The sequence below is a fragment of the Bacillus sp. FSL K6-1000 genome (assembly GCF_038630785.1).
In the GTDB taxonomy this organism is placed as follows: Bacteria; Bacillota; Bacilli; order Bacillales; family Bacillaceae; genus Bacillus; species Bacillus safensis.
Genome location: NZ_CP152042.1, coordinates 1,649,061 through 1,663,637 on the forward strand (window position 1 = coordinate 1,649,061; position 14,577 = coordinate 1,663,637).

General features: G+C 40.6%; 11 protein-coding genes. All 11 read left to right on the forward strand.

Annotated features, from left to right (window positions below; genetic code table 11):
- Positions 1-101 precede the first annotated feature (101 nt).
- Positions 102-3,218, forward strand: a complete 3,117-nt coding sequence (locus MHI46_RS08365; protein WP_260775945.1) for an MMPL family transporter — start codon at positions 102-104, stop codon at positions 3,216-3,218.
- A 145-nt stretch (positions 3,219-3,363) separates the two neighbouring features.
- Positions 3,364-4,644, forward strand: coding sequence for a pitrilysin family protein (locus MHI46_RS08370; RefSeq protein WP_144491237.1), 1,281 nt, complete (start codon positions 3,364-3,366; stop codon positions 4,642-4,644).
- Positions 4,641-5,933 carry a pitrilysin family protein gene (locus tag MHI46_RS08375; protein WP_099663267.1) on the forward strand — a complete coding sequence of 431 codons (1,293 nt, stop codon included), beginning with the start codon at positions 4,641-4,643 and terminating at the stop codon, positions 5,931-5,933. The genes MHI46_RS08370 and MHI46_RS08375 overlap by 4 nt, the downstream gene beginning before the upstream one ends.
- A 152-nt stretch (positions 5,934-6,085) precedes the next feature.
- Entirely contained in the window at positions 6,086-6,562 is a 477-nt protein-coding gene (locus tag MHI46_RS08380) for a MarR family transcriptional regulator (protein ID WP_126681843.1), read from the forward strand.
- A complete protein-coding gene (locus MHI46_RS08385) occupies positions 6,540-9,659 on the forward strand; it encodes an MMPL family transporter (protein WP_260775946.1) in 3,120 nt (1,039 codons plus the stop codon). Before MHI46_RS08380 ends, MHI46_RS08385 begins: the two co-directional genes overlap by 23 nt.
- Positions 9,660-9,690: 31 nt before the next feature.
- A complete protein-coding gene (locus MHI46_RS08390; RefSeq protein ID WP_039178709.1) occupies positions 9,691-10,419 on the forward strand; it encodes an SDR family oxidoreductase in 729 nt (242 codons plus the stop codon).
- A 73-nt stretch (positions 10,420-10,492) separates the two neighbouring features.
- On the forward strand, positions 10,493-10,750 hold the full coding sequence (locus tag MHI46_RS08395; RefSeq protein WP_024424114.1) for a DUF3243 domain-containing protein: 258 nt from the start codon (positions 10,493-10,495) through the stop codon (positions 10,748-10,750).
- A gap of 131 nt (positions 10,751-10,881) precedes the next feature.
- On the forward strand, positions 10,882-11,673 hold the full coding sequence (locus MHI46_RS08400; protein ID WP_003211480.1) for a DUF3388 domain-containing protein: 792 nt from the start codon (positions 10,882-10,884) through the stop codon (positions 11,671-11,673).
- A gap of 23 nt (positions 11,674-11,696) precedes the next feature.
- Positions 11,697-12,596, forward strand: a complete 900-nt coding sequence (locus MHI46_RS08405) for a helix-turn-helix domain-containing protein (protein WP_059376236.1) — start codon at positions 11,697-11,699, stop codon at positions 12,594-12,596.
- Positions 12,597-12,671: 75 nt separating this feature from the next.
- Positions 12,672-13,253 carry a CDP-diacylglycerol--glycerol-3-phosphate 3-phosphatidyltransferase gene (pgsA, locus tag MHI46_RS08410; RefSeq protein ID WP_047202208.1) on the forward strand — a complete coding sequence of 194 codons (582 nt, stop codon included), beginning with the start codon at positions 12,672-12,674 and terminating at the stop codon, positions 13,251-13,253.
- 16 nt (positions 13,254-13,269) lie between these two features.
- Positions 13,270-14,520: a competence/damage-inducible protein A gene (locus tag MHI46_RS08415; protein ID WP_064498481.1), complete on the forward strand. Its 1,251-nt coding sequence runs from the start codon at positions 13,270-13,272 to the stop codon at positions 14,518-14,520.
- Positions 14,521-14,577: the final 57 nt, after the last annotated feature.

Sequence of the window (14,577 nt, forward strand, 5' to 3'; positions counted from 1 at the left end):
TGAATAGGTCATCCTGCCATTTGAAGGAGACGCAGTCAGCACTTCAGACACGCTCAAATACAGCAAATTGATTGATGAACTAGAAGGAGCTTGAAGCAGCTATGTTGCAAATAATTAAAGCAAGATGGATTGTATTAGTGGTGTGGATGATAACAGCTGTGATTCTGTTTATTACTGCGCCCAATTTAGAGGAATTAACAAGAGAAAAAGGGCAATTAAAGGTTCCGGAGGGGACACCAACAGCTGAGGCACTTCACCTATTGGATAAGCTATCAGATAAGAACGGGAAAAAAGATACAGGTGTGCTTGTATTCTCCGAACAACATCTGTTCCCTGCGAAAGAGCAGGAATTAAAAAAGGCTTTAGCTGCACTCATGACACATGCCCCAGAACTCCACATTGACGGAATTACTTCATATTTTCATGTAGATCCGGACATTCAAAAACAACTTTTATCAAAAGATAAAAGTACACTTCTTGTTCCATTCAAATTCGACCACTACGAAACAAAAGCTGTGAAGATTAAAGAACAAATTGAGGAAGTTTTAAAGCCCTATCATGTCTCATATGAAATAACGGGTCAAAAATTTGTGGATTCAGATGTCATTAAAAGCTCTCAACAAGGTCTGAAGAAAACTGAACTTATCACGATGATTTTTATTTTCTTTATTTTAATTATTGTTTTCAGATCGATATTGGCACCTGTTGTTCCGCTCATTACGATAGGCATTTCTTACGCTGTCAGCCGGTGTATTGTGGCTTTTCTTGTAGAATATACACAATTTCCTCTATCTAATTTTACTCAGATTTTTATGGTAGCCATTATGTTCGGTATCGGAACGGATTATTGCATCCTGCTGTTAAGCCGTTTTAAAGAGGAGATCGGTCAAGGTCGTGATGTCAAAGAGTCGATTATCGTCACGTATCAATGTGCAGGGAAGACAGTATTTTTCAGCGGCTTAGCCGTGTTAGTCGGCTTCTCAAGTATTGGATTTGCTAAATTCCAATTGTATCAATCAGCCGTTAGTGTTGCCGTTGGAGTGGGCGTTCTGCTGATTGCCCTTGTTACCATCGTTCCCTTTTTTATGTCTGTTTTCGGAAAATCTCTATTCTGGCCATCTAAAAGAGAAAACATCCGGCACCCGCAAAGTAAAATGTGGGAATGGGCTGGGCGCTTTTCATTTAGAAGGCCGCTGATCAGCTTAGGTTTAGTCGCTCTTATTACGGTGCCTCCTATTCTGATGTACGACGGCACCCTATCTTATAACAGTTTAAATGAAATTGGGAATAAGTATGAGTCGGTGTCTGCATTTAATAAGATATCAGAGCAATTTGGCTTTGGTGAAGCGCTGCCGCTGAATGTGCTTGTTGAAAGTGACAATAAGCTAGATAATCAAAAAAAGATTGTGATCATTGAAAAACTGACCCGTAAGCTAAATGACATTGACGAAGTCAAAACAGTCCGCAGTGTCACGCGCCCTGTTGGAGACGGACTGAGCCAGCTTTATGTCACCTCTCAAGCGAAAGAGCTGGGAGGAGAACTTGGCAAAGGACATGAAGGAATCGGGAAAATTTCTGATGGCTTGACCGAAACAAATCTGGCTCTTCTCAAACAAAAACCAAAAATTGAAGAATCCGCTCAAGGCATTGACAAGCTGATTGATGGAACGAAAGCAATCAAAAGCGGTATCGGAGAAGTCAGGGAATCCCTAATCTCTTTAGAAGATGGGGTGAGGCGCAGTAAAGATGGCGTCGGTACGATTCGAAGTAAAATCAAAGAAGCGAAAAAAGAATTAGAGCAAGAATATCGCAGCAGTGAAACGATGATTCAAGAGCTAGAGCAAGTGGTGAATACACTGGAACGCCATGCGAAATCGAATCAGCAGCTGATGACAACCATTAAGAAAGTAAAGAAATCTTATGAAAATCTATCATTTGAAGCACTAGAAAATCGTCTTCCAGAAGTAAAAGACATGGAAGAATATAAAGAAATCAAGAAAGTATTCAAAGAAACAAAAGGAATGCTTGATCAAGCAGGGGATCAAATGAGTGTATATGAAGAGGAAGCCTCTCACTTTAAGCAAAAGATCAAGCAGGCAGATCAAGTGATTCAAATCTTATCAAGCAAGCAAAAAGAAGTAAAACGCCAAGTGCAGGCGCTCATGGATGGGCTTGATCAAATTTATGACGGTCTTGACCAAACAAATGAGGGCCAAAAACAATTGATTAAAGAAATGCCTAAAATTGAAGATGGTGCAGATCAGCTGACAGACGGCCAAAAAGCCATCAAAAAAGGATTTGGCCAGCTTTCATCAAAACTTACATTATTAACAGATGGATTAGATGAGAGTATTGAAGGGCTTGAGCAGGTCAAAAGCGGCTTCACCGAGGCTGACGGCTACTTAAAGCAGCTTCAGCAAGCACCAGATGAAGAAATAACGGGTTGGTTTATTCCAGAAGAAGTGCTGAAACGCCAAGAATTTAAGCAAATCTTTCATACGTATATGTCTCCAGATCGTAAATTAACGACTTTTGAAGTCATCCTAAATGTGAATCCATACAGCAATGAAGCGATGAAAGGTGTCGCAAAAATCGAGGAAACCCTTGATCAATATTTACCTGTAAGTGGACTCAAAAATGCCAAATACGGTGTATCTGGTATCTCAAGCTTAAATGTGGACTTAAAAGAAACGTCTGACGGTGACTTTATTCGAACTGTCATCTTCATGTTAATTGGTATTTTTATAATTTTAATTATTTTATTACGGTCAATCGTTATGCCGATATACTTAACACTTTCACTGATTTTAACGTATTTTACATCGATCGGGTTAACAGAATGGATCTTTAAAACATTTTTTGGCTACGATGGTGTCAGCTGGGCTGTCCCATTTTTCAGCTTTGTTATTCTTGTGACACTCGGGATCGATTATTCCATCTTCCTCATGGATCGTTTTAATGAATGGAAGGGAGAGCATGTACAAGCATCGATGATATCAGCGATGAGAAATATGGGTTCTGTCATTATTTCTGCAGTGGCCATTTTGGCAGGTACGTTCGCCGCTATGCTGCCATCGGGAGTATTATCACTTGTTGAAATTGCAACGGTCGTACTCATTGGACTTTTATTATATGCTTTTGTTGTATTGCCGCTCTTTATTCCGGTCATGGTTCGTATTTTCGGTAAATGGAATTGGTGGCCTTTTAGAATGAAATAACAACTGGCGCCTCTGCTATGAGCAGAGGCGTTTTTATTTCCTATCCTTTCCTCTGATTGATATAATGTCTATTAAATGGCTTTTTCACGTATATATCAGCTATGTTCTAATACATAATAAATAGGATGAACAAAGGAGGTTTCTCATGACGTACTTACAAGAGAAGACACTGGACACACCTGGTCTTCATACTCATATTGTCAAAACAGAAAAATTTAAAACCGTGACAATCCTTTTTAAAATGCTTGCACCGTTATCCAAAGATGACGTCACCATGCGTTCTCTTTTCCCGCATGTGCTGTTAAGAGGAACAGAAAAGATGCCGAAAACAGGTGCATTGCGTGCTTATTTTGATGAGCTCTATGGAGCAACCGTTTCGGCAGACATGGCGAAAAAAGGTGAGAATCACATCATTACCTTCCGTCTAGAAATGGCGAATGAAAAATATCTAAAGGATCAAACCCCTTTACTAGAAAAAGGGATTGCCTTACTATCTGACCTATTATTCCACCCGTATGTTGAAGATGGGGTGTTTAGTCAATTATATGTAGATCAAGAAAAACGCACGTTAAAACAGCGAATTCAGGCAGTCTATGATGACAAAATGCGTTATTCAAATTTAAGACTCGTGCAGGAAATGTGTAAAGGTGAACCATATGCACTGCACGTCAATGGTGAAATGGAAGACATCGACGCAATCACCGCTCACTCGCTCTTTGAAGCTTATGAGCATGCGCTTCAATCAAACCAGCTTGATCTTTATGTAGTAGGAGATGTTGACGAACAAGACATCAGCCGAATGGTCTCCCAATACTTTAAAACAAGTGAAAGAGAACCGATCAAACAACAGACTGAATCAGCAAGACCTCAAAATGAACCAAAAGAAGTCATTGATGAAGAGGACGTAAAACAAGGCAAACTGAACATCGGCTTTCGCACACATACAACGATTGCAGATAAAGATTATCCGGCGCTGCATTTGTTTAATGGTATATTCGGCGGTTTCTCGCATTCTAAGCTATTCATCAATGTTCGTGAAAAAGCAAGTCTTGCGTACTACGCTGTTTCTAGACTTGAGAGCTTTAAAGGCTTGATGATGGTCATGTCAGGGATTGAAGTTGGCAACTACCAGCAGGCAGTAGACATCATCAAAGAACAATTTGAAGCGATGCAAAAAGGTGATTTTTCTGATGAAGCAATTGATCAAACAAAAGCAGTCGTCAAAAACCAGCTGCTTGAAACGATCGATACATCTTATGGGACAGCAGAATATTTGTATCAGCATGCCGTTGTGCCAACTGGGGAAACCCTTGATTCCTTTTTGGAAGCATTAGACCGAGTGACAAAAGAGGACATCATCAAAGTGGGTCAGAAAATCGAGTGGGATACGACCTATTTTCTTAAAGGAACGGAGGGTGCTTCATGACAGTGAAAACAATTCAATTCGACCAGCTGCAAGAAACGGTCTATCACGAAAAAATGGAAAGCGGACTTGACGTCTATGTGCTGCCAAAGCAAGGGTTTAACAAAACCTATGCGACCTTTACAACAAAATATGGCTCAGTTGATAATGAATTTGTGCCGCTTGGCAAAGAAGACATGATTCGAGTACCTGACGGAATTGCCCATTTCTTAGAGCATAAGCTGTTTGAAAAAGAAGATGGAGACGTGTTTCATACCTTTAGTAAACAAGGAGCATCCGCAAACGCTTTTACTACGTTTACGAGAACGGCTTATTTATTCTCAAGCACCTCAAATGTCGAACAAAATCTTGAGACACTTATTGATTTTGTTCAGGAGCCTTATTTTACTGAAAAAACAGTCGAAAAAGAAAAGGGTATTATTGGCCAAGAGATTAACATGTATGACGACAATCCGGACTGGCGTTTATTCTTTGGTCTGATTGAAAATTTATATCAAGAACATCCTGTGAGAATAGATATTGCTGGAACAGTAGAGAGCATTGCCCCTATTACAAAAGATCATTTGTATGAATGTTATGAAACGTTCTATCACCCGAGCAATATGCTTCTTTTCGTTGTCGGTCCCGTTGATCCGAAGCAAATTTTAGATCAAGTCAGAGCGAATCAGGCGAAAAAGCCATTTACAGATCAGCCGGAGATCAAACGAAAAGACATCAATGAGCCTGAAGGTGTATACCGGAAAGAATACGAACTACCAATGAACGTACAAGGCTCTAAATGTATGTTCGGGTTGAAAACAAAAAATCCGCATAAAAAAGGAAATCAACTGCTAAAGCATGAGCTTGGGATGAACCTCATTTTAGAGACGCTGTTTGGCAAAAGCTCATTACAATATGAACAGATGTATGAAAAAGGCTTAATTGATGAAACATTCAGCTACGATTATACAGAAGAAGGCGGCTTTGGCTTCACTTCAGTTGGCGGGGATACAAATGATCCTGATCAACTCGCAAAAGTATTAAAAGAAACCCTTCTTCAAGCAAAAAGCCTCATGACAGAGGAGAAAATTGAGCTTGCCCGCAAGAAAAAAATCGGCAGCTTTTTAAAAGCCATGAATTCTCCAGAATACATTGCGAACCAATTTACTCGATATGCATTCTTAGAAATGAGCTTATTTGATGTCGTCACAGTGCTGGAACAAATTCAATTAGCTGATATTCAGCAAATTTTAGATGAAGAAATTGATGAAGAACGGATGTCCGTTTTCAAAGTCGTCCCAAAAACAAAATAAATGTAAAAAGACAAACTCATATCGGCAGAGTTTGTCTTTTTTTATGTTTATTGAAAAAGCCGCTTTATTTGCGAGGATATTCATTGACAATTGTTTTGTTCGTTAGTTAAACTCTTTAATAGTTAAACACTTAAACTAAAAAGGAGCAGCGTATGGAACAAAATAAAATTGCCCAGCTCATCCAGAGGTATACAGATGTCTATCTCATGATGGAGAAAAAAGTATCGAGTATGATCACAGAAAAGCTTGATAAAGAGCTGACGCTTGATCAATATTACTCCCTTCGATACATCAATTTACATCCGGGGTGTACATCAACGGACCTGGCTTATGTATGTAATGTAAACAAAAGTGCTGTAACATCTATGACCAATCGTCTTTTTACGAGAAACTATATTATTCGTGAACATGATCAAGCTGACAGAAGAAATGTTCACCTGTACGTCACACCAGAGGGCAAAGATGTAGTCAGCCGAATGGAAAAGCAGCTTCAAGACCTAGTTCGATCTTATTTTGAAAAGCTTGAAGAAAAAGAAATGGAATCATTTATTCAAACATATGAAAAGATCTATCAAGTGATCATCGAAGAGGAGGCACAAAGTACTAATGAGAGCAATCATAAAGGGTAGATGGCTGATCACGATCCTGTGGGTCGTATTAGCGGCAGTGTTACTCATCACCGCTCCTAATATGGCGCAATTAACAAAAGATAAGGGGCAAATTTCTGTACCAGACGGCTATCCGTCCTCATATGCCAATCAGTTATTAAAGAAAATGTCTGAAAACGGGGATACAGAAAAATCAATCGTCATTGTCTTTCAAGAAAAGAACATTGTGAAAGAAAGAGAAACCTCTTTAAAAAAGGCAATGGACATTTTAGAAAAGGATCAAGATCTCCACATAGAGGACATCACTTCTTACTTTGAAGCCAATAAAGATATTAAAAAACAAATGCTCTCCAAAGATCAAACGACACTTCTTGTTCCAGTTACATATGACTCAAACAAAATCAAAGCATCCGATTTTAAAGAAAGAGTCAATGAAAAGCTGAAAAGCTTAAACCTGAAATTTGAAATGACAGGGCAGCCGTTAATTGATGATGATGTTATCACAAGTTCGCAGGAAGGCTTGAAGAAAACAGAATTCATTACGATTGGGTTTATTCTCGTCGTCCTTGTTCTTGTTTTTAGATCAGCTGTGGCGCCTTTCGTTCCGTTAGTCGCAGTGGCACTGTCTTACTTGGTGAGTCAATCGATCGTGGCTTATTTGGTAAAATATGTAGACTTTCCGCTCTCGACCTTTACTCAGATCTTTATGGTCGCGATCATGTTTGGAATTGGAACGGACTACTGCATACTGCTTCTCAGCCGCTTTAAGGAAGAGATCGCACATGGTAAAGATAAAATTGAGGCGATTCTCATTACGTATAAAACAGCAGGAAAGACCGTCTTATTCAGCGGAATTGCGGTTCTAATCGGTTTTACATGTATTGGTCTGGCGCAATTCCAGCTTTATAAATCAGCTGTTGCAGTAGCAGTCGGGGTTGCTGTGCTCATTGTGGCCCTTCTCACGATTGTACCGTTCTTTATGGCGGTTTTAGGAAAGGTGTTGTTTTGGCCGATTAAAGGCGATATTGCTCACCCGCAGTCAAAAATGTGGGAAACAGCAGGCCGCTTTTCATTTAAGAAACCGCTTTTCAGCTTATTAATCGTAGGAATCATTACACTTCCGCCAATTCTGATGTATAAAGGAACCCTTTCTTATAACAGCTTAGATGAAATTGGTAACAAATACGAATCGGTCAACGCATTCAATACCATTTCTGACAAGTTTGGACCGGGTGAAGCACTTCCGGCAACAGTGGTCGTGAAATCAGCTGATGTTTTAGACAACAATGAAGGGCTGATTGCCATCGAAAAACTCAGCCGTGCAATTGAACAAACAGATGGTGTCAGCAAAGTCAGAAGTGCTACCCGTCCTGTCGGTAAAGGGCTGAGTGATCTGTACGTGAAATCACAAGCCAAGGAACTGAACACAGGGCTTGATAAAAGCAATGAAGGATTGAAAAAAATTCAGGATGCCCTCACAACAATGAGTCAATCCATTGAGGATCAAACGCCGCAAATCAAATCATCAGGAAAAGGGATTAACCAGCTGATTTCTGGTACAGAATCAGTGCAAACAGGCATTCAAAATGTTGAAAAACATTTAAGGGATTTGCAAGACGGAATTGATCAAAACAAAAAAGGTGTAGCAGCCATTAAAGATGAAATCAAAGGTGCGAAAAAGGAATTAACGGCTCAAGTCGCACAAGTGAATCAGCAAGTTTCGCTGTATAAAAGCATTTCCAAAGAATTAAAGGCGGCATTAGCGCAAGTGGATACATCATCATCTGCCGCAGCAGATGTAAAAGCGTTAATCAAACAAGCAAATACACAATTTAGTACACTTGAAAAGCAAATCCCGCAGGTAAAAGAAAATCAATCGTATCAAGCGATCAAAGCTTCGTACAATGAACTTTCTGCGACTTTGCAAGAAGGGGCGAAACAGGCAGACAGCTATGCCAAACAAGCGAAAGAAGCTAGAAAGCAGCTTGAAGCAGCTGATGCCTTTATCGCAAAAGCTTCAGAGCAGCAAAAAGTCTTGACGAGTCAGATCGATGAACTCATTGCTGGCTTAGATGCAGTTGAAACTGGACTGGATCAAACGTCAAAAGGCCAAGGACAATTAGCTGATAATATGCCAAAGCTTGCAAATGGAGCGGGCGACATCATTAATGGTCAAAAGCAAATGAAAGAAAAGATTGGCGGCTTTGGGGATGATCTGACAAAGCTGACAGATGGCCTGAACAAAAGTGTTAATGGACTGGAGAAAATTTCGAGCGGCTTAATGGGTGCAGGTGACTACTTAGATGAACTGAAAAATGCACCAGATCAAGACATGGCCGGCTGGTTTATTCCAAAAGACGTCTTAAAAAATAAAGCGTTCAAGCAAGTATTTGATTCATACATGTCAGATGATCGCAAGATGACAAAAATTGATGTCATTTTAGAAAAAAATCCATATGGAAATGAAGCTCTGTCAACAATAAAACAAGTGGAAGCTTCTGTTGAAAGGGCACTTCCTGAAACAAACCTAAAAGATGCGTCATTTGGCGTTTCAGGTGTATCAAGTATGAACGCTGATCTGAAACAGCTGTCAGATCAAGATTTCAATAAGACAGTGCTTTACATGATGATTGGTATTTTCCTTATTTTGGTTATTTTGTTCCGTTCGCTTGTTATGCCGTTGTACTTGGTAGGTTCACTCATATTGACTTACTTTACAGCAATCGGTATAACAGAATTTATTTTCACCCATTTCTTCGGATATCCAGGCATTAACTGGGCTGTACCATTCTTTGGATTTGTCATATTAATGGCGCTCGGAGTCGATTATTCGATTTTCTTAATGGAGCGATTTAATGAATACAAAACAAAAGACATCCAGTTTGCCATGACCGAATCAATGAAAAATATGGGATCTGTTATTATGTCTGCTGCTGTTATTCTGGCAGGAACATTTGCCGCAATGCTTCCATCAGGTGTACTGTCTCTCTTGCAGATTGCGACACTTGTCCTCACAGGACTTTTATTGTACGCACTCGTTGTGCTACCATTGTTCGTACCTGTAATGGTGAAATTGTTCGGATCAGCCAACTGGTTCCCATTTAAACGAAAAGAATAGGTATCCCATATAGAAAGAAGGAATCAATGTGATGAGTCGTTGGGCGCTGATAACAGGTGCCAGTGGCGGGATTGGGCAGGCAGCAGCCAAAAAGCTTGCCCAAGAAGGCTGCAACCTAATGCTTCATTATCATAAAAATGAACAGGCAGCTATGCGCCTCGCCGCTCATTTGGATGAGGCATATCACATTCAGACGCATGTCGTTCAAGCAGATTTAGCTATAACGGGCGGAGCAGATGAGCTTGTCAGCCGCCTGCCGCTCTGTCCAGATATACTTGTTTTAAATAGCGGCAGGAGCCATGTCGGATTGGTGACAGACACAGAAAAAGATGTATTAGCCAGTATGGTGCAGCTTCATGTCACAAGTCCATATGAGCTTACCCAATCCCTTTTACCTGCCATGATCCAAAAGAAAGCAGGCCATATCATTGCGGTCAGCTCGATATGGGGAGAAACGGGAGCATCGTGTGAAGTGCTGTACAGCATGGTCAAAGGTGCGCAAAATGCGTTTATAAAAGGATTAGCAAAAGAGCTTGCCCCAAGTGGAATTAGAGCAAATGCTGTCTCGCCAGGCGCTGTCAAAACAGACATGATGAGTAGTTTTACGCAGGAAGACATCGCAATGCTGGAAGAAGAAATCCCGCTTGGCCGGCTTGCATCGCCTGAGGAAGTTGCAGATGTCATTTGGTTTCTCGCCTCAAAACAGTCAAGTTATATCACAGGTCAAATTTTATCTGTTAATGGCGGCTGGTACTGTTAAAAAACGTGTATAATTCGTCTCTCCATGACAAAAGCTATGGCTGTAATTCATCTTTTCGAATGGAGGAATCGACATGTCTGTACTTGAGAACTGGGACCATTGGAAAAACTTTTTAGGTGATCGCTTAAATCATGCGCAGGATAAAGGTTTAGAAGATGAGACCATCAATAACCTTGCATATGAAATTGGCGGATATCTAGCTAACGAAGTTGAGGCAAAGAACGAGCAGGAAAGAGTACTTGCTGACCTTTGGAGCGTTGCATCAGAAGATGAGCAGCGTGCCATTGCAAATATGATGGTCAAGCTAGTTGAAAATAATAGCTCGCACTAAACAAAAAGAGAGGTCGTTTGTGCCTCTCTTTTTATTTTAACCGTTTCACAACATTGTGCTTTCTAAAAATGTGAAAATGCTTTATGATAAAGGAAGGTAAAAATTTGCCACAATGAAGGGGGTAATATCATTTGGCAAAGCTCGAATGGTATTTTGAATATGAGATACAGGTAAACCGTCCCGGACTTTTAGGAGACATTTCTTCTCTAATGGGGATGCTTTCAATTAATATTGTGACAATCAATGGTGTTGATGTATCAAGACGCGGAATGCTTTTACGCTGTGACCACACAGATCAAATTAAGCGGCTTGAATCAATTTTAAATACAATGGAAACGATAAAAGTAACGAAATTAAGACAGCCAAAGCTTCGTGACCGCTTAGCTGTTCGTCATGGAAGATACATACAGCGTGATGCGGATGACAAAAAGACGTTCCGTTTTGAAAGAGACGAGCTCGGTCTTCTTGTTGATTTTATGGCTGAACTCTTTAAAAAAGAAGGACATAAATTGATTGGGATTCGCGGTATGCCGCGTGTCGGAAAAACAGAATCAATTGTGGCTTCAAGTGTTTGTGCAAGCAAGAGATGGCTATTTGTATCGTCTACTCTTTTGAAACAGACGATCCGAAGTCAGCTGATCGCAGATGAATACAGCCCAGATAACGTCTTTATTATTGATGGAATTGTGTCGACAAGAAGAGGTTCTGAGAAGCATTTGCAGCTTTTAAGGGAAATTATGAGACTGCCGGCAACAAAGGTGGTCGAGCATCCAGACATCTTTATTCAAAATTCAGAATATACAATGGATGATTTCGACTATATCATTGAATTGCGTAATAGCGCAGACGAAGAGATTACATATGAACACGCTGAAGAACCACAAGTGTTTGATCATTCTGGTTTTTCTGGCTTCGATTTTTAATATGGTAATGGTAGGTGTTTGTTTTGACTGAATTGGGAAAACGGCTCGTTGAGGCCAGAGAGGAAAAAGGGATGTCGCTGGAGGATCTTCAGACGGTTACCAAGATCCAAAAGCGCTATTTGCTAGCAATCGAACAAGGAAACTATGATATTATTCCAGGTAAATTTTACGTCAGAGCGTTTATTAAACAATATGCCGAAGCCGTTGGACTGAATCCTGAACAATTGTTCGAAGAGTTTCGTAAAGATGTTCCAAGCACGTACAATGATGAAGTATCTGATAAATTATCGAATATTAAGCCGCAAAGAGAGCTGCCAAAGCCTGCCTCGAAAGTGCTCGAGCTATTGCCGACAATTTTAATTATTGGAGGCATCATTGTAGTCATCGCCATCATTTATGTGATCGTGCAGGCGGTGAATCATGATAGCGGACAGAAGAATAATCAGGCGGCCCCTCAGCAATCAGAATCTAAATATGAAGTATCTGAGGATTCATCTCTTGCAAAAGATCAAAAGAAAAAAGAAAAAGCTACGTCAGATGATAAAGAAAAATCATCTAAAAAAGATGATTCATCAAAAGACGATGAAACTGTATCTTTAAAGGCGACGAATACAGAAGGCTCGACGACAACGTATGAAGTATCAGGTGCTGACGAAATGGAGTTAACCATTTCTGCTTCGCAAGCTTCATGGCTGCGCGTAAGAGACGAATCTGGAAAAGTGCTGAAGATGGGTGAACTAAAAGATGGCGAATCGTTTAAAACAGACCTTTCTGATCTTTCTCAGGTCGATATCCGTCTAGGCAATGCGTCTGGAATTGATATCAAGGTAAATGACGAGACACTTAAGTACGAATTAGACCCTAAGAACACCATGACACAAAACATTGTGATTGTGAATAAAGGAAAGGAAAAGTCATCTTAAGCAAGTAGATGACTTTTCTTTTGTTCCTACTATTATATATACATAAAAAATTGCATTATTGGAGGATTGGATTTCATGTTTAACTTACCGAATAAAATAACTCTTTCTAGGATCGCCTTGATCCCTGTTTTTATGATCATTATGCTTGCACCGTTTGATTGGGGTGTCGCACGCTTTGGCGACGTCAGCATCGAAGTAACGCACCTTGTTGGAGCGATCCTGTTTATTGTCGCTTCAACAACTGACTGGATTGATGGATACTACGCACGTAAACTTAATTTAGTGACGAACTTTGGTAAATTTTTAGATCCGCTTGCAGATAAATTGCTTGTTTCAGCTGCTTTAATTATACTTGTTCAATACAACCTCACACCGGCATGGATGGCGATTGTGATCATTAGTCGTGAATTTGCTGTAACAGGTCTAAGGCTTGTATTAGCCGGAGGCGGTGAAGTAGTGGCAGCGAATATGCTTGGAAAAGTGAAGACATGGGCGCAAATCATTGCGATTTCAGCACTTTTACTGCATAACCTGCCGTTTGAACTTGTATCATTCCCGTTTGGTGATCTAGCGATGTGGGTAGCGGTGTTCTTCACTGTTGTCTCAGGCTGGGATTACTTTGCGAAAAACTGGGAAGCTTTAAAGAATTCTAATTAAAAAGGACGTGTACGCTTTGAAGTCAGAGAGAAAAGCAGAAATTATTGCAGTCGGTTCCGAACTCTTGCTAGGGCAAATTACGAATACGAATGCACAATTCATCAGCAAACAACTAGCTGAAATTGGTGTGAATGTTTATTACCACACAGCAGTTGGTGACAATCCAGAGCGTTTAAAACAGGCCATTCAGGTGGCGCAGGAAAGATCTAATTTTATTATCTTCTCAGGTGGTCTTGGACCAACCAAAGATGACTTAACAAAAGAAACAATTGCGAGCACGCTTGGTAAAGAGCTTGTACTAAATGAAGAAGCATTTGAATCGATTCAAGACTACTTTCGAAAGACCGGCCGCGATATGTCACCGAACAACCGTAAGCAGGCACTCGTTCTAGAAGGATCAGATGTGCTCGTGAACCGTTTCGGGATGGCTCCAGGTATGTTTGTTCAAGAAGACGATACGTTTTATATGCTTCTTCCTGGACCGCCAAGTGAATTGCACCCGATGTTTGAAAACGAGGCAAAGCCGCTGATTTCTGAGAAACTTGGCTTAAAGGAAAAAATTGTGTCTGTTGTTCTGCGTTTCTTCGGAATCGGTGAATCGCAGCTTGAAACAGATCTAGAAGATTTAATTGATGCTCAAACCAACCCGACGATTGCACCACTCGCATCTGACGGTGAAGTGACGCTAAGGCTGACTGCTAAGCATGAGGATGAAAAAGAAACAGAACGTCTGTTAAAAGAAACAGAGGCGAAAATTTTAGCGCGGGTAGGTGAGTACTTCTACGGATATGGGGATACATCACTTGTCCGCGAAGCGTCCAAAGCCTTGCACGAGCACGGGAAAACAGTAGCAGCAGCAGAAAGTCTGACTGGTGGAATGTTCTCCGAATGGCTGACAGATCTCGAAGGGGCATCATCCATTTTGAACGGAAGTGTGGTTTGTTATACAAACCAAGTAAAGCAGCAGGTACTTGGCTGCCGGGAAGAAACACTGTCTTCTTATGGTGCTGTCAGCAAAGAGTGCGCTTTAGAGCTTGCTGAAGGGGTTAGAAAGCTGACCGGAAGTGATATTGGCATTAGCTTTACGGGTGTAGCAGGACCTGATACCCAAGAGGGTCAGCCTGTTGGAAAAGTGTTCATTGGACTATCGACGAAAGACCAGACGGACGTGTTTGAATGGATGTTTACAGGCAGCCGGTCAGGCATTCGAAAGCGCGCTGTGAAATATGGTCTACATCACTTACTCAACTTATTAAAAGAGAGTTAATTTTGTTTTTTGTTAGGTTTACTCCTTTATAAAAGAGCGTTTTTTTCTAATAGAAAA